We start from the raw sequence: 25,426 nt of genomic DNA, 5'->3' as shown, positions 1-25,426 counted from the left end.
ATTCGCGCGGCCGGGCGTTTGCCGCTTTTGAGTCCGCTGACGAATAGACAGCGGACGCAGTAAAGGTAAGTAGAAAATGGCTAAAGATTACAGCCGTACCCAGCGTATCGGCGACCAGATGCAACGTGAACTGGCCCAGCTTATCCGGCGTGAGGTCAAGGACCCGCGTCTGGGGCTGGTGACCATCACCGCGGTCGATGTCAGTCGTGATATCGGTCACGCCAAGGTGTTCATCACCGTCATGGGGCAGGATGATGCCGACGCGATCAAGGAGAGCCTCAAGGTGCTCAACGACGCGGCCGGTTTCCTGCGCATGCAGCTGGGCAAGGCGATGAAGCTGCGCAGCGTGCCACAGTTGCACTTCCACTACGACGAGAGCGTCCAGCGCGGCGCGCACCTGTCGGCACTGATCGAGCGTGCCGTGGCGGAAGATCGTCTGCACGACGACACCGCAGGTTCCAAGGAGTAAGGTGTGGCGCAGGTCAAACGTATTCGCCGCAAGGTCGACGGCATCATTCTGCTCGACAAGCCGCGTGGCTTTACCTCCAACGCGGCGCTGCAGAAGGTGCGCTGGTTGCTCAACGCCGAGAAGGCTGGGCATACCGGTAGCCTCGACCCGCTGGCCACCGGCGTGCTGCCGCTGTGCTTCGGCGAGGCGACCAAGTTCTCCCAGTACCTGCTCGATGCCGACAAGGGCTACGAGACCGTCGCTCAGCTCGGTGTCACCACCACCACCGGTGATGCCGAAGGCGATGTGCTCGAACGGCGTCCGGTGACCGTTGGTCGTGTCGAAATCGAAGCGCTGCTGCCGCGTTTTCGTGGCGAAATCAAGCAGATACCGCCGATGTACTCGGCCCTGAAGAAGGATGGTCAGCCACTCTACAAGCTGGCTCGTGCGGGTGAAGTAGTGGAGCGCGAAGCGCGTTCTGTTACTATTGCGCGCCTGGAATTGCTGGCTTGCGAAGGCGAGCAGGCGCGCCTGGCGGTTGATTGCAGCAAAGGCACCTATATTCGTACGCTGGTCGAGGACATTGGCCAGTTGCTCGGTTGCGGTGCACATGTCGCCGAACTGCGCCGTACCAAGGCAGGCCCGTTCGACCTGGCGCGCACCGTGACGCTGGAAGAGCTGGAGGCCGCACACGCCGAAGGTGGTAACGAGGCGCTGGATCGCTTCCTGCTGCCGGCCGATAGCGGTCTGCAGGACTGGCCGCTGCTGCAGTTCTCCGAGCACAGCGCGTTCTACTGGCTGCAAGGGCAGCCGGTGCGTGCGCCGGAAGCGCCGAAGTTCGGCATGGTGCGGGTGCAGGATCACAATGGTCGCTTCATCGGTATCGGTGAGGTGAGTGACGATGGGCGTATTGCCCCGCGTCGATTGATTTATACCGGCGCCTAGCGCCGGACGGTTCGACCAAGAGGTCGAAACCTGAGGCTGGCGATAGCGGCGTCAGGATTGCGAGGGTGGCTGTCAGTAGGCACGGTCATGCCTCTTTTTAAAACACGGGAAGCGATTCCCGGCCTATTGAGACTGCTTCGGCAGTTTCCAGATGAGAGGAAGCCAACATGGCACTCAGCGTTGAAGAAAAAGCCCAGATCGTAAACGACTACAAGCAAGCTGAAGGCGATACCGGTAGCCCGGAAGTGCAGGTTGCCCTGCTGACCGCCAACATCAACAAGCTGCAAGGCCACTTCAAGGCCAACGGCAAAGATCACCACAGCCGTCGTGGTCTGATCCGTATGGTTAACCAGCGTCGTAAGCTGCTGGACTACCTGAAGGGTAAAGATGTCAGTCGTTACAGCGCCCTGATCGGTCGCCTGGGCCTGCGTCGTTAATAGACGCGAGCTGCACAAGTTGGAAGCTGGGAGTTCGGCGTCGCGCGTGGGGAGTGATCCTCATCGCGTGGCGCCGGGCTTCCAGCTTTTGGCTTTTCGAGGGATGCATCGGGTCCGACTCCCGCGCGTCTTTCCAATTTCCCCCAAGGCAACAAAGAGAAGGAAAACACCGTGAACCCGGTAATCAAGAAATTCCAGTTCGGTCAGTCGACCGTTACCCTCGAGACTGGCCGTATCGCCCGTCAAGCCTCCGGCGCCGTGCTGGTCACCGTTGATGACGACGTCAGCGTGCTGGTCGCCGTCACCGGCGCCAAGACGGCCGATCCGAGCAAGGGCTTCTTCCCGCTGTCCGTGCACTATCAGGAAAAGACCTACGCAGCCGGCAAGATCCCCGGCGGTTTCTTCAAGCGTGAAGCGCGTCCTTCCGAGAAGGAAACCCTGACTTCGCGCCTGATCGACCGTCCGATCCGTCCGCTGTTCCCGGAAGGCTTCCAGAACGAAGTGCAGGTCATCTGCACCGTGGTGTCCACCAGCAAGAAGACCGATCCGGATATCGCGGCGATGATCGGCACCTCGGCCGCTCTGGCCATCTCCGGTATCCCGTTCAACGGCCCGATCGGCGCCGCACGCGTGGCTTTCCACCCGGAAACCGGCTACCTGCTGAACCCGAACTACGAGCAGCTCAAGGCTTCCAGCCTGGACATGGTCGTGGCCGGCACCAAGGACGCTGTGCTGATGGTCGAGTCGGAAGCCAAAGAGCTGACCGAAGACCAGATGCTGGGCGCCGTACTGTTTGCCCATGAAGAATTCCAGGTGGTCATCCAGGCCGTTGCCGAGCTGGCCGCCGAAGCCGGCAAGCCGACCTGGGACTGGCAGCCGAAGCCGGAAAACACCGCACTGCTGAATGCCATCCGTAGCGAGTTCGGCGAGGCGATTTCCCAGGCCTATACCATCACCGTCAAGCAGGACCGCTACGCGCGTCTGGGCGAGCTGCGTGATCAGGTCGTGGCCAAGTTCTCCGGTGAAGAAGGTCAGCCTACTGCCGGTGAAGTCAAGGAAGCCTTCGGCGAGATCGAATACCGCACCGTGCGCGAGAACATCGTCAACGGCAAACCGCGTATCGATGGCCGTGACACCCGTACCGTGCGTGGCCTGAACATCGAAGTCGGCGTTCTGGACAAGACTCACGGTTCGGCGCTGTTCACCCGTGGCGAAACCCAGGCGCTGGTGGTTGCGACCCTCGGTACCGCACGCGACGCACAGCTGCTGGACACCCTCGAAGGCGAGAAGAAAGACCCCTTCATGCTGCACTACAACTTCCCGCCGTACTCGGTCGGTGAGTGTGGTCGCATGGGCGCCACTGGCCGCCGCGAAATCGGCCACGGCCGTCTCGCCCGTCGTGGCGTTGCCGCCATGCTGCCGAGCGCTGACGAGTTCCCGTACACCATCCGCGTAGTGTCGGAAATCACCGAGTCCAACGGTTCTTCCTCCATGGCTTCGGTGTGCGGCGCTTCGCTGGCGCTGATGGACGCCGGTGTGCCGATGAAGGCGCCGGTTGCCGGTATCGCCATGGGTCTGGTGCTCGAAGGCGAGAAATTCGCCGTTCTGACCGACATCCTCGGTGACGAAGATCACCTGGGCGACATGGACTTCAAAGTAGCCGGTACCGCCAAGGGTGTTACCGCGCTGCAGATGGACATCAAGATCCAGGGCATCACCGAAGAGATCATGGAGCAGGCGCTGGAGCAGGCGCTGGAAGCGCGTCTGAACATCCTCGGCCAGATGAACCAGGTCATCGCCCAGTCGCGCAGCGAGCTGTCGGCCAACGCACCGACCATGATCGCGATGAAGATCGACCAGGACAAGATCCGCGACGTCATCGGCAAGGGTGGCGCCACCATCCGCGCGATCTGCGAAGAGACCAAGGCGTCGATCGATATCGAAGACGACGGCTCGATCAAGATCTTCGGCGAAACCAAGGAAGCGGCCGAGGCGGCTCGTCAGCGCGTTCTGGGTATCACCGCAGAAGCCGAAATCGGCAAGATCTACGTCGGCAAGGTCGAGCGCATCGTCGACTTCGGCGCCTTCGTCAACATCCTGCCGGGCAAGGACGGTCTGGTGCACATCTCCATGCTGAGCGATCAGCGCGTGGAGAAGGTCACCGACGTACTGAAAGAAGGTCAGGAAGTGAAGGTACTGGTACTGGACGTGGACAACCGCGGCCGTATCAAGCTGTCGATCAAGGACGTCGCGGCTGCTGAGGCCTCTGGCGTCTAAGCACGACTCGTCTGTGCGAACGAGAAGGGCTCCTGCGGGAGCCCTTTTTTGTGCGTGCTCGGCCAACACCGAGGTGTACCGGTGGGGCATGCGTTGACTGGGTTGCCTGATCATGCAATTTGCCCGGATGTTTTTCTGCAACCCGGCGAAATGCAATTGAAAGCAAATTCCTGAATTTTATTAAGTTATTGATTTATAAGTAATTTTTAATTGTTCAAAAGCTGGCATAGCCCCTGCAACAGTACTGCTGAACCTGCAGCCAGGAGTTGGTTTGCAGATTGTCTGGAATGTACAGGAATCGAATCATGAAACAGCCAATCAACCGTTTTGCCGCTACCACCCTGACTGCTGCCGTGCTGAGCATGTCGCTGGCCTCGGCAGCCATCGCCGCAGAGCCGACCATGCTGGCGGCCAGTGAGACCGTGGACAAGGCTGAGCAGGCGGTCTCCGATACCTGGATCACCAGCAAGGTGAAGTCCACCTTCATCGCCGATCAGAGCCTCAGTGCCCTGGATATCAAGGTTGAAACCAATCAGGGTGTGGTGTCCCTGTCCGGCGTGGTCGCGAGCGACGCTGAGCGTGACCTGGCCATCGCCAAGACCCGCGAGGTCGAAGGCGTGCGTGACGTGGCGGCTGAAGCCCTGAAAACCGCTGACTGATAGCCGAGCCGGCCGGGCTCGCGCCCGGCCTCGCGCCCGGCCTCACGTTCCGTCACAGGGAGAATGACCATGAACAGCGATATCATCAAAGGCAAATGGAAGCAGCTCGGCGGTCGCATCAAGGAGCGCTGGGGTAACCTGACCGATGACGACCTGGACGTTGCCGAGGGCCACAGCGAATACCTGGCCGGCAAGCTGCAGGAACGTTACGGCTGGACCAAGGAAAAGGCCCAGCAGGAGCTGCGCGATTTCAGCGACAAGCTCTGAGCGCCTACTGTTGGCAGCATCGATATGACAAGACCCCGCTGGTTTGACTGGCGGGGTCTTTATCGTTACAGCGCATACCTGGGGTATTCTCAGGCGTTTTCGGTGGCATTGCCTGTGGCGTCAACTGCCGCGTTTACTGCGTATCTCACTGAGCCTGCCTCCCTCGAAACGCAGGAAGTGGTACATGCCGTTGTTTGGCCCATACACCCACTCCTCGACGCTCACCTCGTTGCGAAAGCCATAGCTGTCTACTACCTCCTTGTAGCCGATGAAGTCGCGGCTGGATGGTTCTCCGCACTTGCTCAGCACTTCGCTGGAGGGGGCTGTCTTGCTGACCAGGGCGCTGCCGCAGCGATAGGTCGAGGAGGCCTGGGCGGCCAGCGGCAGGCACAGCAGTAACATCAGGTAGTTGAGTTTGCGCATCATGCTTCTCCTGTTCAGCGCTCACGTCGCCGTTCGATGGCAACCAGACGATTGCCTTCGAAGCGCAGGATACTGAGCATGCCGTTGCTCGGGCCGTAGACCCATTCTTCGATCTTGAACTCGCGGCGCTCATAAGGGCCAAGGGTGTAACCGATCGGATCGCGATGCACCGGTGCGCCGCACTTGCGCTCGACTTCGAACGGGCGATCACCCAGGCTGACCAGAGCGCTGCCGCAGCGCAGCGTGTCGGCGAGCACACTCGCAGCGAACAGACCGGCACTCAGGGTTAGCGTGATGATGGATAAGCGGCGCATGGTCATTGGCTGTCCAGGTGCAGGGTGGTGAGTACGCGGCCATCGGCTTCGGCCTCGCCCAGATTGGCATCGATCAGATAGACGCGCTCATCGTACAGCCCGCCCTGTTCCACCAGATAGTCCTTGATCGTTGCCGCACGCTGCTGGGCCAGTTGGCGCAACAGCAGCTTGCTCTGAGACCAGGAAGCGAGTACGGCCTGGCGCATGTTCTGCTGGCGCTGCTCGCTGTCCAGTTCAGCCCATTCGGCCGGTGGTTGCTGCTTGAGGCGGCTGCGGTAGATGCCTTCGAGCAGCGCGGCCTGTTCGTCCTCGTCCACCATCAGTTCATCGGGGCTGGCCGGTACCTTATCGCCCCGGCGTTGCAGCACCTTGTACCAGGTTTCGCGAAATTCCCGCTGCAGGCGCTGCTCGGCCAGCAATGGGCCATCGGTGCTCTGCGCGGCCTGGCCTTCCACCTCCAGGCGCAGATTGGGCCGCTCCTGCAGTGCCTTGGCCAGGGTATCCAGGGCCTGACGTGCATCGCCCTGCAGCTCCGTAGAGCCGGCGGCGAACGGTACGGTACTGAGGTCTGAATTGCTGCCACCGACCAGTCCGGCGATGAACTTGAACGGCGCCTGGGCGGTGCGTAATACCAGATTGCGCAAGGTTTGCCAGACGATGGGCATGACGCTGAATTCGGGGTTGTTCAGATCGCCCTTGACCGGCAGTTCGAGGGTGATACGGCCCTGGGTATCCTTGAGCAGGGCCACTGCCAGGCGAATCGGCAGATCCACGGCGTCGGGGCTGTCGACGCGCTCGCCCAGTTGCAGGTTCTCCACCAGCACCTTGTTGTCGGCATTGAGTTGGCCCTTCTCGATGCGGTAGTGCAGATCCAGATTCAGCCGTCCCTTGCGGATGCGATAGCCGGCGAACTTGCCGGAATAGGGGGTGATGGTGGTCAATTCGACGTTCTTGAAGCTGGTAGCGATATCCAGGCTGTTGAGTGGATCGAATGGCGTCAGCTTACCTTTGATGCTCATTGGCGCGTAACGGTCGACCTTGCCCTGAATGTCGACGCTGGCCGCTTGCGGCTGCTGGTTGTCGAGCATGCCGATGCGCCCGTTCATCTGCTGGATGGCCGTGGCGAAGCTGGGGGTCAGGCTGAAGTCGGCGAAATTGGCCGAGCCGTCATTGATGGCGACGCCGCCGATGCGGATCGCCAGTGGTTTGCCCGCATCGGCCTTGCTCTCGTTCGGGGTCGCCGGCTGCGGCACGATCAGTTCGCTGACGTTGGTGGTCAGGTTCTCGTTGATCACGAAGCGTGCATAGGGCTGATCCAGCTCGATGCGTTCGATGGCCAGGCTTTCACCGTGGCGGTAGTCGAGACCATTAACCCGAACCTGCTTCCAGCGCACGAAATCACGCTCACGCAGGGTGTCCAGGGTGTGCAACTGGTCGACCCTGGCGCTGCCGGTGACGCTGAGGGCCAGCGGTTCGGTACTCTTGAGTTGCACGTCGAGGTCACTGCCGAGCAGGCCGCTGCGCAGTTCCAGGCGAATGAAGGGGCTCAGGTAGGCCTGCGCCAGACGCAGATCGATGTCCTGGGTAGCGACCTTGAGCTGAGCGCTGGTTGGGCTCAGTTGTACGTTGCCGGCAGCCTGCAGCTTGCCCTGTTTGCCCAGGCCGGTGTCGAGCCTGAGATCGAAAGGCTTGTCGCCAAGGCTGTCGAAGTTCTTCAGGTCGAAGTTCAGTGGGCCGACATCGACCGCCACTTCCTGCTGCGGTACTCGGTCGGCCAGGTGGGCCTTGTAGTCGCGTAGCTGCACATCCTGCAGCAGCACCTGCCAGGGCTTGCTCTCGCCGGGCTGCTGCGCCGGTTCGGCTGCTTCGCTCTTGGCGCCTTCTGGTTTGGCGAACAGCTTCTGCCAATCCAGCTGGCCGTCGGCTTCGCGCGCCGCCCAGGCCTCCAGCCCCTGGCTGCGTACCTGGCCGACCACCACCCGCTGCTTGGCCAGGTCGAGGCTGCTGTTGTCGATATCCAGGCGTTGCAAGCGTACCAGCGGTTTGCCTTGCGGGTCGTCGAGGGCGAAGGGGGCCAACTGCACCTTGATCTTGCTCAGCTGCAGCTTGGTACCGCTGGAGAGGTCGAGGCGATAGTCGCTGCTGAGATCGACCTGGCCTTCCTTGAGCACCAGTGGCAGGGCGTCGCGTACATAAGGCCAGAAGGTGCTCAGGCGGCCATCGCTGACGCTCAGGCTGCCGCTGGAGGTGATGGGGGTGAGGCTGACCTGGCCGCGCCAGTCGATCTGCGCGCCGTGCGGGCCGCTGGCGGTCAGGGTCATCTCGGCGTTGTCGCCGGCCAGGGTGCTGAGGTTGTGCAATTCAAGATCGAGCGCGTCGTAGGCGAACTCCACGGCCTCGCTTGGACGCAGATCCTGGAAGCGCAGCGACTTCTCGCGCAGACGAATGCGGTCGATGCGCAGTGGGAAGGGCTCGCTGTTCTCGGCCTTGGGTTCGGCCTGGCTCTCCGGCAGGTTGAACAACTGGGTGAGGTTGAGCGTGCCGTCTTTGTCGAAGAGTATCTCGGTACGTGCGCCATCGAGTTCGATATCGCTCAGGTGCAGGGCGCCGCTCCACAGGCTGTCGCTTTGCAGGTTGGCGTACAGGCGCTGGAAGCTCAGCTGCTCCTGGTTACTCTCGCCGATACGCAGGCCCCACAGGCTCAGCTCGAGGCTGAAGGGGTTGAGCTGCACGCGCTGCAGCGAGGCCGGCAGCGTGGCGTATTGCGCCAGTTGCTGGTTGGCGATGCGCAGGGCGATACCCGGCACAATCAGAAAGCCGATCAGGCTGTAGAGAAAAACGGCGATCAACAGTGCGCTCAGCGCGCGCTTCAGTCCTTTGGGCATGGCAATACGTCATCTGTCCAGATGGGGAGATGAGTTGGAGTATGGCACGCGCGCTCGGTTCCGGGCGTGTCGAGCGGCGTTTGCCAGGCAGGCGTTCTCAGAAGCGCAGGATCAGGCTCTTCAGTGGCGGCTTGCCGTCGCGCGAGGGGAAGTCGGTAGCCGGGGCAAGCACCTGGCAGTCGCGCACCGGGCGCCCGAGCTTCTCGGCACATCGCAGCACCTGCGTGCGCCAGTCGCTCATCTCCACCTTTGCCAGATTGTTGCAGCACACCAGCGTGCCGCCTTCAGCAGTGGCCAGCAGCGCCGGTTTGAGCAGGCTTTGATAATCGCGCAGCAGATCGACCGTACCGAAGGCGCTCTTGGCCCAAGCCGGCGGATCGAGGAACACCAGATCGAACTGACGCGGCTGCAGGCGCGGGTAGCTGGGCAGTTTCTGTCCGCGGCGGCTGCTGATCGGCAGGTCGGCGAGTTGGCGGATGGCCGGGAAGTAGTCGCTCTGGATGAACTGCATGGTCGGCAGCGCGGGATTGAGCGCGGCGTTCTCGCGGCCGACCGCCAGGTTGCCTTCGGCGAAGTCCAGGTTGACCACTTCACGGGCACCTCCTGCGGCGGCGCACAGGCCAACACCGCAGGTATAGGCGAACAGGTTGAGTACGGATTTACCGGCGCTGTTGGCTTTGACCCAGCCGCGTGCATTGCGCAGGTCGAGAAACAGCAGCGGGTCCTGTCCGGCATGGCGACCGCGCACCCGGTAATTCAGGCCCCATTCCTGGCCGACCAGATCCTCCAGGGCAGCCGCCTCGGTCTGATGCAGTTCGGGGTTGCGGTCGATGCGCGAATGGCTTTTCGAGCGGTCGTTGTAGACCAGCAGCAGGGGCAGGCCGAGTTGCTCCCGAACCCGGTCGGCCAGCGCCTGCAGGGCGTCATGTTGCAGTGGTTGGTGAAAGCTCTGCACCAGCAGTTGCGGGCCGTAGCGATCGACGGTCAGGCCGGGCGCACCTTCCTGCGTGCCATGGAACAGGCGATAGCAGTCGGTGCCTTGCGTGTGCAGGTCACTGAAGAGGTTTTCACGGGCGGCGAGGGCGGCGCGCAGCGCCTGATCAAGAGCGGGCATGCGCGGCATCTCGGGGTAGGAAAGGGCGGCAGTCTAGCAAGAAAAGCCGCTGCCCGAGGGAGCGCTCGCCTTATGAGTCAGGCAGCAGACGGCGACGGGCGCGCTGCGCGGCGCTGTTACGTACGGCCCAGCGCAGCAGGTTGGCGGTGCGCTGCACGCTGGCGCGGATCAGCGGGCGGCGCCAGGCGGCCTGGTGTTCGCCGAGCAGGTCGCTGGCCCAGTCCGGCAGCAGGTCGACGCCGGCCTGCATCATCAGGCCGCCGAAGGGCTTGGCGAGCAGGCTGGGCATCGGCGCGTCGTACAGCAGGCGCACCACTTCGCGTGTGCGCGCATCGCACAACAGTTGCGGACGCATGTGCTGCAGGTAATCGGCGATGGCCTGCGCGGATTTGGGCACGTCCTGCGCGCCGAGGCGTTCGGCGATCAGCGCCACTTCGCGGTAGTAGCGATCCTGTTCGGCCGCCGGCAGCTGCGGATCGACGTAGCGCAGGTAACCAGCAAGGAACTGGCTGACCTCGGAGACATGCACCCAGGTCAGCAGCTCGGGATCGCTGGCGGCGTAAGGACGGCCATCCGGCGCATGACCGACCACCTGCAGGTGGATGCGGCGCACCTTGTCGATCAGCTGTTCGGCATCGTGCAGCCCGCCGTAGGAGGTGCCGGCGATGAACAGGCTGGTGCGGCGCAGGCGGCCGAGCATGTCCTGGCGAAAGGTCGAGTGATCCCACACCCCGGCCAGTGCCAGCGGGTGGAGCATCTGCAGGAGCAGTGCAGAGATGCCGCCGACCATCATCGCGGTGAAGTCGGCATGGACTTCCCAGACCATCGACGCGGGGCCGAACAGGCCAGCATCTCCGCGTGGCTGGTCGAGGTCGAGCACGCCCAGCGAGGCGCCGGTGAGGCTGTGCACCTGTTTTTCGATCTGACGACGTAGGCTTTCCATGGCGCGCAGTGTCGGCGCTTGGCAGGCGCAAGACAAGATGCGCCCGGCCCTTTCAGGCCGGGCGCGAAGCTCAGCGGTTGAGGCGCTGATCGATCAGGCTGTCGACCACGCTGGGGTCGGCCAGGGTGGAGGTGTCGCCCATGTTTTCCAGTTCGTTGCAGGCGATCTTGCGCAGGATACGCCGCATGATCTTGCCCGAGCGGGTCTTGGGCAGGCCGGGCGCCCACTGGATCAGCTCCGGCTTGGCGAAGCTGCCGATCTCCTTGCCGACCAGGCTCAGCAGATCCTTCTTCAGCGCGTCGGAGGGCTCCTGATCATTCATCAGGGTGACGTAGGCGTAGATGCCCTGGCCCTTCACATCATGTGGATAGCCGACCACGGCGGCTTCGGCCACGGCATCGTGCAACACCAGCGCGCTCTCCACTTCGGCAGTGCCGATGCGGTGGCCAGAGACGTTGATCACGTCGTCGACGCGTCCGGTGATCCAGTAGTAGCCGTCCTCGTCGCGGCGTGCGCCGTCGCCGGTGAAGTAGTAGCCGGGGTAGGGCTTGAAGTAGGTGTCAATCATGCGCTGGTGATCGCCATAGACGCTGCGGATCTGGCTCGGCCAGCTGGCCTTGATCGCCAGTACGCCGCTGCCGGGGCCGTCGATTTCCTTGCCCTGCTCATCCAGCAGCACCGGCTGCACGCCAAAGAAGGGGCGGGTGGCCGAGCCCGGTTTGAGGTCGGTGGCGCCGGGCAGCGGGGTGATCAGGATCGAGCCGGTTTCGGTCTGCCACCAGGTATCGACGATGGGGCAGCGCATGTCACCGACCACATGGAAGTACCACTCCCAGGCTTCCGGGTTGATCGGCTCGCCCACGCTGCCGAGCAGACGCAGGCTGCTGCGCGAGGTAGCTTTCACCGGCGCCTCGCCCTCACGCATCAGTGCGCGCAGGGCGGTCGGTGCGGTGTAGAAGGTGTTGACCTGGTGCTTGTCGATCACCTGCCAGAAGCGCGAGGCGTCCGGGTAGTTCGGTACGCCCTCGAACATCAGGGTGGTGGCGGCATTGGCCAGCGGGCCGTAGACGATGTAGCTGTGCCCGGTGACCCAGCCGACATCGGCGGTGCACCAGTAGATCTCGCCTTCGTGGTAGTCGAACACGTACTTGTGGGTCATCGCCGCGCCAAGCAGGTAGCCGCCGGTGGTGTGCAGCACGCCTTTCGGCTTACCCGTGGAGCCGGAGGTGTAGAGGATGAACAGCGGGTCTTCGGCGTCCATCGGTTCGGCCGGGCACTCCGCGCTGACTTCCTTGAGCGCCTGGTGATACCAGAGGTCGCGGCCTTCGACCCAGGCGACGTCACCCTGGGTGCGCTCGACCACCACCACGGTGGACACATCCGGACAACTCTGCAGAGCCTTGTCGACGTTGGCTTTCAACGGGATGTACTTGCCGCCGCGCACGCCTTCATCGGCGGTGATCACGGCGCGGCAGTCGGCATCGAGAATACGATCGCGCAGGGCATCGGGGGAGAAGCCGCCGAACACCACCGAATGCACGGCGCCGATGCGCGCACAGGCGAGCATGGCGTAGGCCGCCTCGGGGATCATCGGCATGTAGATGCACACCCGGTCGCCCTTCTTCACGCCACGGCTTTTCAGTACGTTGGCCAGGCGACTGACGTTGTGGTGCAGCTTGTTATAGGTGATGTGCGCCGACTCGGCCGGGTTGTCGCCTTCCCAGATGATGGCGATCTGTTCGCCACGTTTTGCCAGGTGGCGATCGATGCAGTTGTAGGCGACGTTGAGCTGGCCGCCCTTGAACCATTCGGCGTGGCCCAGCTGCAGATCGCTGGCGTGTACCTGATCCCAGGGCTTGAACCAGTCGAGGAAGGCTTTGGCCTGCTCGGCCCAGAAGGTTTCGGGTTGCTCGACGGACTGCTGGTACAGGCGCAGATAGGCGTCGTTATCCAGGTGCGCACGCTGGCGCACGGCATCTGGCACGGGGTGACGGGTGATCTCGAACATGGCGGGGTCCTTGTAATTGTTTGTCCGCAACAATCACAAGGGTGCACCCAAGCAGGTGCTTGGTTCAAGGGGGGATTCAGTGGGCCAGTACAGCGCCGCCCGGCTCTCAGGTGCCGGGTGGCGCGAAGGGAGATGGATCAGCCGCGATGGCGCTCGCGGAAGTGGTCGATCAGGCCCTGGGTCGAGGCATCCGAGGCGCTGCTGTCGAGCTGGCCGGTCAGGCGCTGATAGACCTCCTTGCCCATCTCCTTGCCCAGCTCCACGCCCCATTGGTCGAAGGCGTTGATGCCCCAGATGGCGCTCTGCACGAAGACCTTGTGCTCGTACAGGGCCACCAGTGCGCCCAGCTCGAACGGTGCGATGCGGTTCATCACCAGGATATTGCTCGGACGGTTGCCGGGAATGACCTTGTGCGGCGCCAGGCGCTGCACGTCGGCCTCATTCATGCCTTTGGCGCGCAGTTCGGCTTCGGCCTCCTCACGCGTCTTGCCCTGCATCAGCGCTTGGGCCTGCGACAGGCAGTTGGCGAACAGCCACTGGTGATGGTCGGACAGCGGGTTGTAGCTGTTGACCGGGACGATGAAGTCCGCCGGTACCAGCAGACGGCCCTGGTGCAGCAATTGGTGGTAGGCATGCTGACCGTTGCAGCCGACGCCGCCCCAGATGATCGGCCCTGTAGCGATGTTCAGTTCGCTACCGTCCTGGCGCACGCTCTTGCCGTTGGACTCCATGTCCAGCTGTTGCAGGTGCTTGGTGAAATTACGCAGGTAGTGATCGTAGGGCAGGATCGCGTGGCTCTGCGCGCCCCAGAAATTGGTATACCAGATGCCCAGCAGGGCCATCAGCACCGGCATGTTCTCGGCCAGCGGTGCCTGGGTGAAATGCTGGTCCATGGCGTAGGCGCCGGCCAGCAGTTCCTTGAAGTTGGACACGCCGATGGCCAGGGCGATGGGCAGGCCGATGGCCGACCACAGTGAGTAACGCCCGCCGACCCAGTCCCACATGGGGAATATGTTTTCTTCGCCGATACCGAACTCGATGGCGGCCTTGCGGTTGCTGGTGACGGCAATGAAGTGGCGGTGCAACTCTTCTTCCGGGCCACCCATGGCCAGGTACCAGTCGCGCGCGGCCAGGGTGTTCTTCAGGGTTTCCAGGGTGCCGAACGACTTGCTGGAAACGATGAACAGCGTGGTTTCCGGGTCGAGGCGGGCGGTCAGTTCGCGGAATTCGCTGCCGTCGATATTGGCCAGGTAGTGGCAGCGCACACCGCGTTGGGTGAACGGACGCAGTGCTTCGGACACCAGTTGTGGGCCGAGGAAGGAGCCGCCGATGCCGATGTTGACCACTTCCTTGATCGGCTTTTCGCTGTAACCGCGCCACAGGCCGCTGTGAATGCGACTGACCAGTTCGGTGACCTGGTTCAGGACGCGATGGACTTCGGGAATGATGTCATGGCCGTCGACCAGCAGGCGGCGACCAATCGGGCTGCGCAGGGCCGTGTGCAGTGCGGCGCGGCCTTCCGAAGCATTGACCTGCTCACCGTTGAACAGGTTGGCGATGGACTCGTGCAGACCGGCCTGCTCGGCCAGTTGCATCAGCAGTTCCAGGCCGCGTTCGTCGATCAGGTTTTTCGAATAATCCAGCAGCAGCCCGCAGCTATCGAGGGAAAAGCGCTGGAAGCGCCGTGCGTCCGCTGCGAAGGCCTCGCGCATGCTGAACCCGGCCATTTCGGCGCGGTGTTGCTGCAGGGCCTGCCAGGCGGGCAGGGTGGTGACGTCGTGAGGCTGCTGGTAATAGGCCATCGGAGCTCCTGATCCGCAAAAGCAAAAGGCCCGGATCGATCCGGGCCTTTGAGAGTGTAACCGGCTGCCTTTGCAGGCAGCTACTGGCTTGGCAGTTCCACCACCAGATTGTCGATCAGGCGGGTGCTGCCCAGCTGTGCTGCAGTGAGAATCACCAGATGGCGGTCGTCGACCTGGGCCGGACGCAGATTCACCGCGTTGCGGATTTCCAGATAATCGGGGATGAAACCAGCGGTACGCTGTTGCGCCTGAGCAGTCTCGATAAGCCGTGCGTAGTCGCGAGCGCCACGGCGCAGTTCCTCGGCAATCGTTTGCAGGCCTCGATACAGCGTAGGGGCGGCGGCGCGTTGTTCGTCGCTGAGGTAGCCGTTGCGCGAAGACAGCGCGAGGCCGTCCTCGGCGCGTTGAGTCGGCGCACCAATGATCTGGATCGGCATGTTCAGGTCCTGCACCAGCGCGCGGATTACCGCCAGTTGCTGATAGTCCTTCTCGCCGAATACGGCCAGATCAGGCTGGACCATGTTGAACAGCTTGGTCACCACCGTCGCCACACCCTCGAAATGCCCCGGACGGCTGGCGCCGCAGAGACCTTCGGAAACACCGGGAACGCTGACGCGGGTCTGGTCACCCATGCCGTGTGGGTAGATTTCCGCAACATCGGGGTGAAACAGCAGGTGGCAGCCGGCTGCCAGCAGTTTTTCCTGGTCGGCGGCGAGGGTACGCGGATACTTGTCCAGATCTTCACCGGCGCCGAACTGCAGTGGATTGACGAAGATGCTGGCAACCACGAAGTCGGCGCGTTGGGCGGCGATCTCCACCAGCGAAACGTGACCCGCGTGCAGATTGCCCATGGTCGGCACGAAGCCGATCTGCTTGCCCTCGGCACGTGCCTGGGCAATGGCCGCGCGCAGCTCGCGCAGGGTTTTCACCATGTTCATGCGGAGAAACCGTGTTCGGCGGCGGGGAAGCTGCCGTCCTTGACCGCCTGAACGTAAGCGCTGAAAGCACCCTGAATGCTGCTCTGCCCCTCCATGAAGTTGCGTACGAACTTCGGCGCACGGCCCGACAGCGACAGCCCGAGCATGTCGTGCTGCACCAGTACCTGACCGTCGGTGGTGCTGCCGGCACCGATGCCGATCACCGGAATCTTCACCGCCTGGGTAATTTCCGCAGCCAGTTCGCTCGGCACGCATTCCAGCAGCAGCATGGCGGCGCCGGCCTGCTCCAGGGCCATGGCGTCGGCACGCATCTGCCGCGCCTGTGCTTCCTGGCGACCCTGCACCTTGTAACCGCCGAGGATGTTCACCGCTTGCGGGGTCAGCCCCAGGTGCGCACACACCGGCACGCCACGTTCGGCCAGCAGGCGAATCGGCTCAGCCAGCCAGCCGGCACCTTCGAGTTTGACCATATGGGCGCCGGCCTGCATCAACCGGGCGCTGTTGTGCAGCGCCTGTTCGGTGGTGGCGTAGGCCATGAATGGCAGGTCGGTGACGATCAGTGCACCCTGGTTGCCGCGCTTCACGCTGGCAGTGTGATAGGCCATGTCCTCGACGCTGACCGGCAGGGTGCTGTCATGCCCCTGCAGAACCATGCCCAGGGAGTCGCCAACCAGCAGCACATCGACGCCCGCCTGGCAGGCCGCATGGGCGAAGGTGGCGTCATAGCAGGTCAGCATGGCGATCTTTTCACCGTTCTGCTTGAGACTCTGCAGGGTGGTCAGGGTAACGTCAGGCATTTCAAGGGTCCTCGCTCAGGCTCGGTATACCGCTTCTATCCGGCAGCAATCCGGCCTGGATTGGCATCAAAAGTGCGCCCAGCGCAGGGCGACGGGACGCCTATAGTCCTGATGGGGGGGCACGAAGTCAATTGCGGGTGTTACCGCTCTGTTACTGGCGTTACCGCGCTAATGCCGCGCTAGAGCCTGCGCGGCCTTGCTGCCTTATTCCGGCAGGCGTTCCAGGCCGCTGAAGGGGCAGGCTTGCAGCAAGGCTGCGAGACTGCGGCCGTCCGGCAACTGCAGCTCGGCGACCAGCTCGGCCAGCGGGTAGAGCACGAAGGGGCGGGCGTGCATGTGATAGTGCGGCACGGTCAGGCGTTCATCGTCGATCAGGCGCTCACCGAACAGCAGAATGTCCAGATCCAGCGTGCGCGGGCCCCAGCGCTCGGCCTTGCGCACGCGGCCCTGTTCCTGCTCGATACCTTGCAGTGCATCGAGCAACTGCCAGGGCTCCAGTGCGGTATCCAGCGCCGCCACGGCGTTGACGTATCGCGGTTGATCGGCAGGGCCCAGCGGATCGCTGCTGTAGAACGACGAATGCGCCTGGAGTTGGCTGTGCGGCAACTGTGCGATGGCCTGCAAGGCCGCGCGCAGCTGTTGCAGGGGCTCGGCCAGGTTGCTGCCAAGGCCGATGTAAACCCGTTCCATCATTCGCCGCCGCTTTCGTCGCTGCGCTTGCGGCGATTGTTGTTGCTGCGGCGCCGTTTGCGCGGCGCGTTGCCGGTGGCTTCGCCTTTGCCGGCGAGGTCGCGAATCATCTGCCGGCGCTCGCTGTCATTGGCGTCCTGATAGTCCGTCCACCATTGACCCAGGCCGCCGGTGTCTTCGCCGGCCAGTTCGCGCAGCAGGAGGAAGTCGTAGCCGGCGCGGAAGCGCGGGTTTTCCAGCAGCAGGTCGGCACGCTTGCCGCTGCGGCGCGGCAGGCGCTCCTGCATGTCCCAGATCTCGCGAATCGGGATGGTGAAACGCTTGGGTACGGCAATGCGCTGGCACTGCTCGGCGATCAGTTCGTGGGCGGCTTCCTGCATCGCCGGAATCGGCGGCATGCCCTTGCTCTGCAGATGCAGCACACGCGCCGGCAATGCAGGCCAGAGCAGGGCCGCAAAGAGAAACGCCGGCGTCACGGATTTGCCATCGTGAATACGGTCGTCGGTGTTGATCAGTGCCTGACGAATCAGCTTCTCGGTGTACCCGGGATTGCGCTTGAGCGCTTCACCGCTGGCCGGGAACAACTGGGCGAACAGGTCGTGCTCGAGCAGCAGATCGAAGGTGTATTCGGCGTAACCGGCGAGAAATAGCTTGAGCACTTCGTCGAACAGGCGTGCCGACGGGATATCGCGCAGCATCGGTGCCAGGCGACGAATCGGTGCGGCGCTGTGCTTCTCGATGTCGAAGTCGAGTTTGGCGGCAAAGCGCACCGCACGCAGCATGCGTACCGGGTCTTCCAGGTAACGCTGTTCCGGATCGCCGATCAAGCGCACCAGGTGGTTGCGCACATCATGCATGCCACGGGCGTAGTCGAGGATGTGTTCCTGGGTCGGATCGTAGTACAGCGCGTTGATGGTGAAGTCACGGCGCTGTGCATCGTCTTCCAGGGTGCCGTAGACGTTGTCGCGCAGGATGCGGCCGCTCTCGTTGCGCGACGCCTGATTGGTGTTCTCTTCCTCATCGCCCTGGGGGTGATTGGCGCGGAAGGTGGCCACTTCGATGATTTCACGGCCGAAATGCACATGCACCAGCTTGAAACGGCGACCGATGACCCGGGCGTTACGAAATTCGGCACGCACCTGCTCGGGCGTGGCGCTGGTGGCCACGTCGAAATCCTTGGGGTCTATGTCCAGCAGCAGGTCACGCACGCAGCCGCCGACCAGGTAAGCCTGATAACCGGCCTTCTGCAGGCGTTCGACCACGCTGATGGCGTGGCGGCTGATTTCATTGCGTTTGAGTGGGTGTTGGCGACTGCTCAGCACTTCGGGCGTGCTGCGTGGATGTGGCGCACGGCGCAGAGGTGAGCGGAAGGACTTGAACAGCTTTTTCAGCATGGGATGCACTGTTTGGAGTAGTGACCGGCCTGTTGCGCATGCGCTTGAAAATCGTATTGCGTAGGCATTGGGGCGTTGCAGCAGTCTGCCATGGCAAGGTTTTTCAACTGCATGCGAAACGATGACCGCATGATTGCTGCGGATTCTAGCATCGTGTCGGGAGAAGGTGTGTAGAAGGGCGGCAGGCGGGGAATTCTGGGGCCAGAAGCTACTGGGGGAGCCGAAGCTCCCCCCCAAGTTGGTGCGTGCTGTTTTTTATTGTTATTGAGAGCCTGTTGTTTTTGTTGTTGGCTCTTCCCGGTTTACCGTGGCTTACCGGGTGCTCCCCAGAGAGGGGAGCCAATAGCAAACGGATTTCTTTGGACGCTGATGCTGCCTTAATAAACCAGTTCCGGCGCTGCCTTGAGGCAGTTTTGTTGTTCTCAGCCTGGTCGCTGGGGCGAACCCCTTGCGGCAACTCCTCTCCAAAAGAATCAGTTAGCTGCGCCTCCGTACCTTGTTGTTTTTGTTGTGCTGGAGTCGTTACGTCTTGTTCTTATTGTGTAGGGCATTGCTTGTTATTGTTGTTGTGCCAGAGATAAAGCAGATGCCGTGCCAGTTTTAGCGATTCCTTGTAAATCAAGGGTTTGCGGCAGGGTGGGGTGTTCGGTGGGGGAGGGGAAAGCCGGGTTTTCGTTACCGATAGACCCGGCCTTTGTTACGAGATATTGAAAAGGTAACAACCTGTGGAACCCCGGCGCAGACAGGTTGTCACCGAGGCGTTAAGTCAAGGGCTGCTGGTTACACCGGTTTTACGCCGTGGAATGCCCAGGCGCTGACGGCGCTCCCACAGGCATTTACGGCTGATGCCCAGTTTGCGCGCCAGTTCGGTTTCGGTCATGTGGTCCTGGTGCTCGAGGACGAAGTGCTGGAAGTAATCTTCCAGTGACAGATCCTCGGTCGGTTCGTGGCTGCTGCTGCTTTGCCCGGCCGCCGCCGAGAGGCTGAAGTCCTCGTCATCCAGGTCGTCCAGCTTGATATCGATGCCCAGCAGGTCGGCGCAAATTTCTGCGCCCTCGCAGAGGATCACTGCCCGCTCGATGGCGTTTTCCAGTTCACGCACGTTACCTGGCCAGGGGTAATGGCGGATCGCCTGTTCGGCATCATGGGCGAAGTGCAGAGGTTCGTAGCCCATGCGCGTGTACTGGCGCACGAGGAAGGCCTGGGCGATCTCCAGCACGTCGTTACCGCGTTCGCGCAGTGCCGGCAGCTTGAGGGCGATGACGTGCAAGCGGTAATAGAGGTCTTCACGAAACTGGCCGGTCTTGGCCAGAGTCTTGAGATCGCGGTGCGTCGCGGCGATCAGGCGCACGTCGACCTTCTGCGACTGCACCGAGCCGACCCGGCGAATTTCCCCTTCCTGCAGTACGCGTAGCAGTCGCGCCTGCGCTTCCAGCGGCAGTTCACCGATTTCGTCGAGGAACAGCGTGCCACCGTCGGCCGCCTCCACCAGACCGGCACGCCCGGCGCTGGCGCCGGTGAAGGCGCCTTTTTCGTGGCCGAACAGTTCGGACTCGATCAGGGTCTCCGGAATGGCCGCGCAGTTCACCGAAATCAGCGGCGCCTTGGCGCGTTTGGAGAGGTTGTGCAGAGCGCGCGCGACCAGCTCCTTGCCGGTGCCGGACTCGCCCTGCACCAGCACATTGGAGTCGGTGGGGGCGACCTTGCGAATCTTGCTGTAAAGCTCCTGCATGGCCGCGCAGGAGCCGATGATGCCGATCTCGCCGTTGGCGTTAGCCGTCGCCTTTTCGGTTGCGCCATTACGCGCGTTACCGCTGGTGGCGACAGGCGCCGGTGCGCGCCTGGCTTCCTGGTGATCACGCAGAATGCGGGCAACGGCCTGCAGCATCTCGTCGTGGTCGAACGGCTTGGCGATGTAGTCGACCGCGCCCATCTTCATCGAGTCCACCGCCGAGCGCAGGCTGGCGTAGCTGGTCATGATCAGCACCGGCGTGCCTTCACCCAGTTTGATCAGTTCGGTACCGGGTGCACCGGGCAGGCGCAGGTCACTGACGATCAGGTCGAAGGTGGGAATGCTGTAGCGCTCCTGGGCTTCCTGTACCGAGCCAGCTTCGCTGACCTGGTACTGATTGCGTTCGAGCAGGCGGCGCAAGGCAGAGCGGATAATGGTTTCGTCTTCGACGATAAGAATATGTGGCATCAATTCGGTCTCTCGACGGTCACGGAGGTGCCATGGGCGCCTCTCTCGCTGTTTACATCGCTACGGACGTCGCCTCGACATGCCTCGGCAGGGTGACCCGAATACGAGTGCCCAGTTGGCGCTCGGGGTCGGCCGGGCTGTCGATTGTTATCTGTCCATAATGCTCTTCCACGATCGAATAGACCAGCGCGAGGCCCAGGCCTGTCCCTTCGCCTGGGTCCTTGGTGGTGAAGAAAGGCTCGAACAGGCGGTCGATGATCGCCTTGGGAATGCCGCTGCCTTCATCCTCGACGATCAGGTCGACGGTGTGCTCGCTGGCCTCGCTGCGCACGCGGATGGCGCCGCCCGGTGGCGAGGCATCACGTGCGTTGGACAGCAGGTTGATCAGGACCTGGGCCAGGCGTTGTGGGTCGCCGCAGGCCCAGTGCTGCGGATCGCACAGGTTGTAGAACTGGATCTCGAAGTTGCGCTTGTTCAGCGACAGCAGGCCGATGGCGTCCTGCGCCACGTCGGCCAGGCACACCGGTTCGTCGCTGCGCTGGTGGCTGCCGGAGTGGGCGAAGCTCATCAGCGACTGGACGATGCGCGAGACGCGCTTGGTCTGTTCGAGGATCTGCCCGCTGATTTCGGTCAGTTCGGCGTCGTTCTCCCGCTCTTCACGCAGGTTCTGCGCCAGGCAGGCGATGCCGGTGATGGGGTTGCCGATCTCGTGGGCCACGCCGGCAGCGAGGCGACCGATGCTGGCCAGGCGTTCGGAGTGCACCAGTTTGTCTTCGAGCATCTGGGTTTCGGTCTGATCCTCGACCAGCAGCACCAGGCCACTGTTACCGGGAGCCAGCGGCTCGTTGATGGCTGCCTTGTGCAGGTTCAGCCAGCGAATCTGGCCATCGAGCGCCAGGTGCTGCTTGTGCAGGTGCTGGTCGGGGCGTTCGATGAAGTCCTGCAGCAGGCTTTGCCAGGGTTCGCTCAGGGTGCTCAGGCGCGAGCCGACGATGCGCTGGGCAGGGATGTCGGTGAGTTCTTCCATGGCCCGGTTCCACATCAGGATCTCCTGATCCTTGGCCAGCGAGCACACCCCCATGGGCAATTCCTGCAGGGTCTGGCGGTGGTAGCGGCGCAGGGCATCGAGTTCGGCGGCGAGGCCGGTGAGGCGTGACTGGTAATCCTCCAGGCGGCTTTCAATGAAGTGGATGTCCTCGGTGACATAACCTTCGGTGCCGGATTTGTAGGGCAGGAAGGTCTCGACGATGTCCTGTGCCACGCTCGGTCCCATCAGGCCGGACAGGTTGGCCTCGAGGCGGTCACGCAGGCGACGCAGGGCGTAGGGGCGGCCTTCGTCGAAGGGCAGGTGCAGATCACGCAGCGCCTGCTCCACTTCGCGCTGGGCGGTCTTGGCGCCCAGTGGCTTGGCCAGTTGCGCGGCGAAGTCCTGTGGCGACACGGCGACCAGTTCGCGGCGTTGCGGGCGGCGTACGTTGTCCACCGCGCAGGCTTCGGCGGCGCTCTTTTCCTCGGGGCTGGCTTCGCTGAACAGTGACACCAGGGTGAACACCAGCACGTTGGTCGCCAGCGAGGCGATGGCCGCCAGGTGCCAGCTGGCGTCATCGAGGACGTAGATGACGTTGAACAGTGGCAGGTAGAAACCTTCCAGATTGCCCAGCAGCGGCAGCAGCATGGTCAGCGCCCAGACGCCGGTGCCGGCCAGCAAGCCGGCGATGAAACCGCGACGGTTGGCCGTTTGCCAATACAGTACCGACAGCACGCCCGGCAGGAACTGCAGGGTGGCGACGAAGGCAACGATGCCCAGATTGGCCAGGTCCTGCTGGGCGCCGAGCAGCAGGTAGAAACCGTAGCCGGCCATGATGATGAAGGCGATCAGCGTGCGCCGGGTCCACTTCAGCCAGCGGTAGATATTGCCTTCGGCCGGTGGTTGGTACAGCGGCAGCACCAGATGATTCAGTGCCATGCCCGACAGCGCCAGGGTGCTGACGATGATCAGCCCACTAGAGGCTGACAGCCCGCCTATGTAAGCGAGCAGGGCCAGCGTCTCACTGTTGACGGCGATGCCCAGGCCCAGGGTGAAATATTCCGGGTTGGTGGTGGCGCCCAGTTTGAGGCCGGCCCAGAGAATCAGTGGCACGGCCAGGCTCATCAGCAGCAGGAACAGTGGCAGGCCCCAGCTGGCGCTGACCATGGCGCGTGGGTTGAGGTTCTCGGTGAAGGTCATGTGGTACATGTGCGGCATGACGATGGCCGAGGCGAAGAACACCAGCAGCAAGGTGCGCCATGGGCCTTCCTGCAGGGGCGTGTGCAGTGTCGCCAGTGCCGTTTGGTTCTGTACCAGCCACAGCTCCAGCTCGCGCGGGCCGCCGAATACCTGATACAGCGCGTACCAGCCGATCACGCCGAGGGCGACCAGCTTGACCAGCGACTCGAAGGCAATGGCGAACACCAGGCCTTCGTGTTTCTCGCGGGTGGCGATATGGCGCGCGCCGAACAGGATGGTGAAGAGGATGATCAGGCCGCAGTAGCTCAGCGCCACTTTTTCCTGCAGCGGTTCGCGGCTGAGGATGCCGATGGAGTCGGCTACCGCCTGAATCTGCAGGGCCAGCAGCGGCAGCACGCCGATGAGCATGAACAGGGTGGTCAGTGCCCCGGCCCAGGTGCTGCGAAAACGAAAGGCGAACAGGTCGGCCAGCGATGACAGCTGGTAGGTGCGGGTGATGCGCAGGATCGGGTAGAGCAGCACCGGCGCCAGCAGGAACGCACCGGAGACGCCCAGGTAGCTGGCGAGAAAGCCGTAGCCGTACTGATAAGCCAGGCCCACCGTGCCATAGAAGGCCCAGGCGCTGGCGTAGACGCCCAGTGACAGGGTGTAGGTCAGCGGGTGACGGATGATCCGACGGGGTACAAGGCCGTGTTCACTGGCCCAGGCGACGCCGAACAGCACCAGCAGATAGCCGGCGCTGATCAGGGTCAGTTCGCTCAGGCTAAAGCTCGTCAGCATCGCGTTGGCTCTGAAGAATGAAGGTGACGACGATCAGGATCAGCCACAGCAGATAAGGCCGGTACCAGGCGCCATTGGGGTCGATCCACCAGTCCATGATGGCCGGTGAGAACAGGTAGATCCCCACTACCAGGATCAGAACCAGTCGGTAGATATACATGTGACATCCCGTCGAAAGATGCCGCGATGGTAAAGGATGCCGCATATCGCAAGCCACAAACTTGAAGCCAGCACGCGTAGCCCGGATGAAATCCGGGGATGCCTGCACCATCGTCCCCGGATTACGTTCGGGCCACTACTACTTCAATTGCGCTTCGGCCAGGGTGCGGCTTCGGGGAATGCGGGTGGCATCCCAGTTGGCGATGCCCCAGGCCAGTAACTCGGCGGGGGCTGCACCTTGCAGCTCGGCTGGCGGTTGCTGACCCAGCGCACGCAGGGCGCGCAATAGCAGCGGGCTGGCCTGGTCGGCGGGCAAGGGCGGCGAACGGTAGCTTTTGCCCAGCTTGTGGCCGTCCGGCTGGATGATCAGCGGCACGTGCAGGTAACGCGGCTGCGGCAACCCGAATAGTTCCTGCAGGTAGAGCTGGCGCGTGGTGGAGTCGAGCAGGTCGGCGCCGCGCACCACATCGGTCACACCCTGCCAGGCATCGTCCAGTACCACCGCGAGCTGGTAGGCAAACAGGCCATCGCGGCGGCGAATGACGAAATCGCCCACTTCACGGCCCAGGTGCTGGCGGAACTCACCCTGCACACGGTCGACGAAGTGATAATCCAGCTCCGGTACGCGCAGGCGGATCGCCGCGTCGTGATCGGGATGACAGGCGTTGCGGCAGAAGCCCGGATAGATGCCGGCGTAGCCTTCGAGCTGCTTGCGCGAGCAGATGCAGGCGTAGGCCAGCCCCTGGGCGAACAGCCGGGCGATCACGGCGGCGTATTCGCTGTGGCGCGCACTCTGGCGCACCAGCCGGCCATCCCACTCGAAACCGTAGGTCTCCAGGGTGCGCAGGATGGCATCCTGGGCGCCGGGCATTTCCCGTGGCGGGTCGAGGTCTTCCATGCGCAGCAGCCAGCGGCCGCCAACGGCGCGGGCGTCGAGATAGGAGGCGAGGGCGGCGACCAGCGAGCCGAAGTGTAGATAACCGCTGGGCGTAGGGGCGAAGCGCCCGATGTAGGACGTGTTCATGGAGCCTGAGCCAGAAACAGAGCGGGGCGCCTGAGCGCCCCGTCGACAGATCAGGAACCGACCTGTTTTTCCTTGATTTCCGCCAGCGTCTTGCAGTCGATGCACAGGGTCGCGGTCGGGCGGGCTTCGAGGCGGCGGATGCCGATTTCGACACCGCAGGAGTCGCACCAGCCGTAGTCGTTGTCTTCGATCAGCTGCAGGGTCTCGTCGATCTTCTTGATCAGCTTGCGCTCGCGGTCACGGGCACGCAGTTCCAGGCTGAATTCTTCTTCCTGGCTGGCGCGGTCGGCCGGGTCAGGGAAATTGGCCGCTTCGTCCTGCATGTGGTGCACGGTGCGGTCGACTTCCTGCATCAGCTCCAGCTTCCACTTATTGAGGATGCTGGTGAAGTGAGCGCGCATCGGCTCGCTCATGTATTCCTCGCCCTTCTTTTCCTGATAGGGCTCGAAACCACGCATCAGCTGGCTGGTGCTTTGGGCTTTTTCTTTTGTGGGCATGGATGACGCCTCTCACTCTTTCAATTCCATCGCGCAGGTAATTCCGTTGCCAGGCGTTTGCCCGGCCCTGCGGCTGCAAGCGGGCGAACTTACCAGATCGAATCGGGGCGCGCTACTCCCGGTTGTCTCTGCCTTGCCCAGGCTGTGAGCGAAATCCTCACAGGGCTGAGCAACAAGCGTAGCGGTGCTTTTGTGCCC

At 62.9% G+C, this 25,426-nt stretch carries 22 protein-coding genes; 6 read left to right on the top strand and 16 right to left on the bottom strand.

The window, feature by feature from the left end:
• Window positions 1-76 precede the first annotated feature (76 nt).
• The 6 genes from rbfA to J7655_RS16605 all read left to right on the top strand — a co-directional run bounded on the left by rbfA (window position 77) and on the right by J7655_RS16605 (window position 5,033).
• Window positions 77-469 carry a 30S ribosome-binding factor RbfA gene (rbfA, locus tag J7655_RS16630; protein ID WP_230925380.1) on the top strand — a complete coding sequence of 131 codons (393 nt, stop codon included), beginning with the start codon at window positions 77-79 and terminating at the stop codon, window positions 467-469.
• Between the two features lie 3 nt (window positions 470-472).
• On the top strand, window positions 473-1,393 hold the full coding sequence (truB, locus tag J7655_RS16625; RefSeq protein ID WP_230925379.1) for a tRNA pseudouridine(55) synthase TruB: 921 nt from the start codon (window positions 473-475) through the stop codon (window positions 1,391-1,393).
• 167 nt (window positions 1,394-1,560) lie between these two features.
• The gene (gene rpsO / locus J7655_RS16620; protein ID WP_230925378.1) at window positions 1,561-1,830 is read left to right on the top strand and encodes a 30S ribosomal protein S15; all 270 of its coding nucleotides are present in this window, start codon (window positions 1,561-1,563) and stop codon (window positions 1,828-1,830) included.
• Between the two features lie 171 nt (window positions 1,831-2,001).
• Window positions 2,002-4,107: a polyribonucleotide nucleotidyltransferase gene (gene pnp, locus J7655_RS16615; protein WP_230925377.1), complete on the top strand. Its 2,106-nt coding sequence runs from the start codon at window positions 2,002-2,004 to the stop codon at window positions 4,105-4,107.
• A 305-nt stretch (window positions 4,108-4,412) separates the two neighbouring features.
• Window positions 4,413-4,766, top strand: coding sequence for a BON domain-containing protein (locus J7655_RS16610; protein WP_230925376.1), 354 nt, complete (start codon window positions 4,413-4,415; stop codon window positions 4,764-4,766).
• Window positions 4,767-4,835: 69 nt separating this feature from the next.
• On the top strand, window positions 4,836-5,033 hold the full coding sequence (locus J7655_RS16605) for a CsbD family protein (RefSeq protein ID WP_230925375.1): 198 nt from the start codon (window positions 4,836-4,838) through the stop codon (window positions 5,031-5,033).
• A 120-nt stretch (window positions 5,034-5,153) separates the two neighbouring features.
• Here the strand turns inward: J7655_RS16605 and J7655_RS16600 are convergent, their stop codons facing one another.
• The 16 genes from J7655_RS16600 to dksA all read right to left on the bottom strand — a co-directional run bounded on the left by J7655_RS16600 (window position 5,154) and on the right by dksA (window position 25,228).
• Window positions 5,154-5,456 carry a DUF2845 domain-containing protein gene (locus J7655_RS16600; RefSeq protein ID WP_230927747.1) on the bottom strand — a complete coding sequence of 101 codons (303 nt, stop codon included), beginning with the start codon at window positions 5,454-5,456 and terminating at the stop codon, window positions 5,154-5,156.
• A 14-nt stretch (window positions 5,457-5,470) separates the two neighbouring features.
• The gene (locus J7655_RS16595; protein ID WP_230925374.1) at window positions 5,471-5,776 is read right to left on the bottom strand and encodes a DUF2845 domain-containing protein; all 306 of its coding nucleotides are present in this window, start codon (window positions 5,774-5,776) and stop codon (window positions 5,471-5,473) included.
• A complete protein-coding gene (locus tag J7655_RS16590) occupies window positions 5,773-8,655 on the bottom strand; it encodes a DUF748 domain-containing protein (protein WP_230925373.1) in 2,883 nt (960 codons plus the stop codon). The genes J7655_RS16595 and J7655_RS16590 overlap by 4 nt, the downstream gene beginning before the upstream one ends.
• 97 nt (window positions 8,656-8,752) lie before the next feature.
• Window positions 8,753-9,769, bottom strand: coding sequence for a class I SAM-dependent rRNA methyltransferase (locus J7655_RS16585; RefSeq protein WP_230925372.1), 1,017 nt, complete (start codon window positions 9,767-9,769; stop codon window positions 8,753-8,755).
• A 70-nt stretch (window positions 9,770-9,839) separates the two neighbouring features.
• Window positions 9,840-10,712, bottom strand: a complete 873-nt coding sequence (locus J7655_RS16580) for an oxygenase MpaB family protein (RefSeq protein ID WP_230925371.1) — start codon at window positions 10,710-10,712, stop codon at window positions 9,840-9,842.
• A 70-nt stretch (window positions 10,713-10,782) separates the two neighbouring features.
• Window positions 10,783-12,720 (bottom strand): acetate--CoA ligase, encoded by a 1,938-nt coding sequence (acs, locus tag J7655_RS16575; RefSeq protein WP_230925370.1) that lies wholly within the window; start codon window positions 12,718-12,720, stop codon window positions 10,783-10,785.
• Window positions 12,721-12,857: 137 nt separating this feature from the next.
• Window positions 12,858-14,522: a glucose-6-phosphate isomerase gene (gene pgi / locus J7655_RS16570; RefSeq protein WP_230925369.1), complete on the bottom strand. Its 1,665-nt coding sequence runs from the start codon at window positions 14,520-14,522 to the stop codon at window positions 12,858-12,860.
• Between the two features lie 80 nt (window positions 14,523-14,602).
• On the bottom strand, window positions 14,603-15,460 hold the full coding sequence (gene panC / locus J7655_RS16565) for a pantoate--beta-alanine ligase (protein ID WP_230925368.1): 858 nt from the start codon (window positions 15,458-15,460) through the stop codon (window positions 14,603-14,605).
• Complete coding sequence (panB, locus tag J7655_RS16560; RefSeq protein WP_230925367.1) at window positions 15,457-16,257, bottom strand: 3-methyl-2-oxobutanoate hydroxymethyltransferase; 801 nt, start codon at window positions 16,255-16,257, stop codon at window positions 15,457-15,459. The genes panC and panB overlap by 4 nt, the downstream gene beginning before the upstream one ends.
• 204 nt (window positions 16,258-16,461) lie before the next feature.
• The gene (gene folK / locus J7655_RS16555; protein WP_230925366.1) at window positions 16,462-16,950 is read right to left on the bottom strand and encodes a 2-amino-4-hydroxy-6-hydroxymethyldihydropteridine diphosphokinase; all 489 of its coding nucleotides are present in this window, start codon (window positions 16,948-16,950) and stop codon (window positions 16,462-16,464) included.
• Window positions 16,947-18,341 (bottom strand): polynucleotide adenylyltransferase PcnB, encoded by a 1,395-nt coding sequence (locus J7655_RS16550; protein ID WP_230925365.1) that lies wholly within the window; start codon window positions 18,339-18,341, stop codon window positions 16,947-16,949. The genes folK and J7655_RS16550 overlap by 4 nt, the downstream gene beginning before the upstream one ends.
• 766 nt (window positions 18,342-19,107) lie before the next feature.
• Entirely contained in the window at window positions 19,108-20,541 is a 1,434-nt protein-coding gene (locus J7655_RS16545; protein ID WP_230925364.1) for a sigma-54-dependent transcriptional regulator, read from the bottom strand.
• Window positions 20,542-20,593: 52 nt separating this feature from the next.
• The gene (locus tag J7655_RS16540; protein WP_230925363.1) at window positions 20,594-23,548 is read right to left on the bottom strand and encodes a sensor histidine kinase; all 2,955 of its coding nucleotides are present in this window, start codon (window positions 23,546-23,548) and stop codon (window positions 20,594-20,596) included.
• Entirely contained in the window at window positions 23,532-23,708 is a 177-nt protein-coding gene (locus J7655_RS16535; RefSeq protein WP_003244646.1) for a hypothetical protein, read from the bottom strand. The genes J7655_RS16540 and J7655_RS16535 overlap by 17 nt, the downstream gene beginning before the upstream one ends.
• A gap of 138 nt (window positions 23,709-23,846) precedes the next feature.
• A complete protein-coding gene (gene gluQRS / locus J7655_RS16530) occupies window positions 23,847-24,731 on the bottom strand; it encodes a tRNA glutamyl-Q(34) synthetase GluQRS (RefSeq protein WP_230925362.1) in 885 nt (294 codons plus the stop codon).
• A 50-nt stretch (window positions 24,732-24,781) separates the two neighbouring features.
• A complete protein-coding gene (gene dksA, locus J7655_RS16525; RefSeq protein ID WP_004424336.1) occupies window positions 24,782-25,228 on the bottom strand; it encodes an RNA polymerase-binding protein DksA in 447 nt (148 codons plus the stop codon).
• Window positions 25,229-25,426 lie beyond the last annotated feature (198 nt).

The sequence above is a fragment of the Pseudomonas wenzhouensis genome (genome assembly GCF_021029445.1).
In the GTDB taxonomy this organism is placed as follows: domain Bacteria; phylum Pseudomonadota; class Gammaproteobacteria; order Pseudomonadales; family Pseudomonadaceae; genus Aquipseudomonas; species Aquipseudomonas wenzhouensis.
Note: the sequence above shows the minus strand (reverse complement) of the source record. Positions and strands in the feature narration are given on the sequence as shown.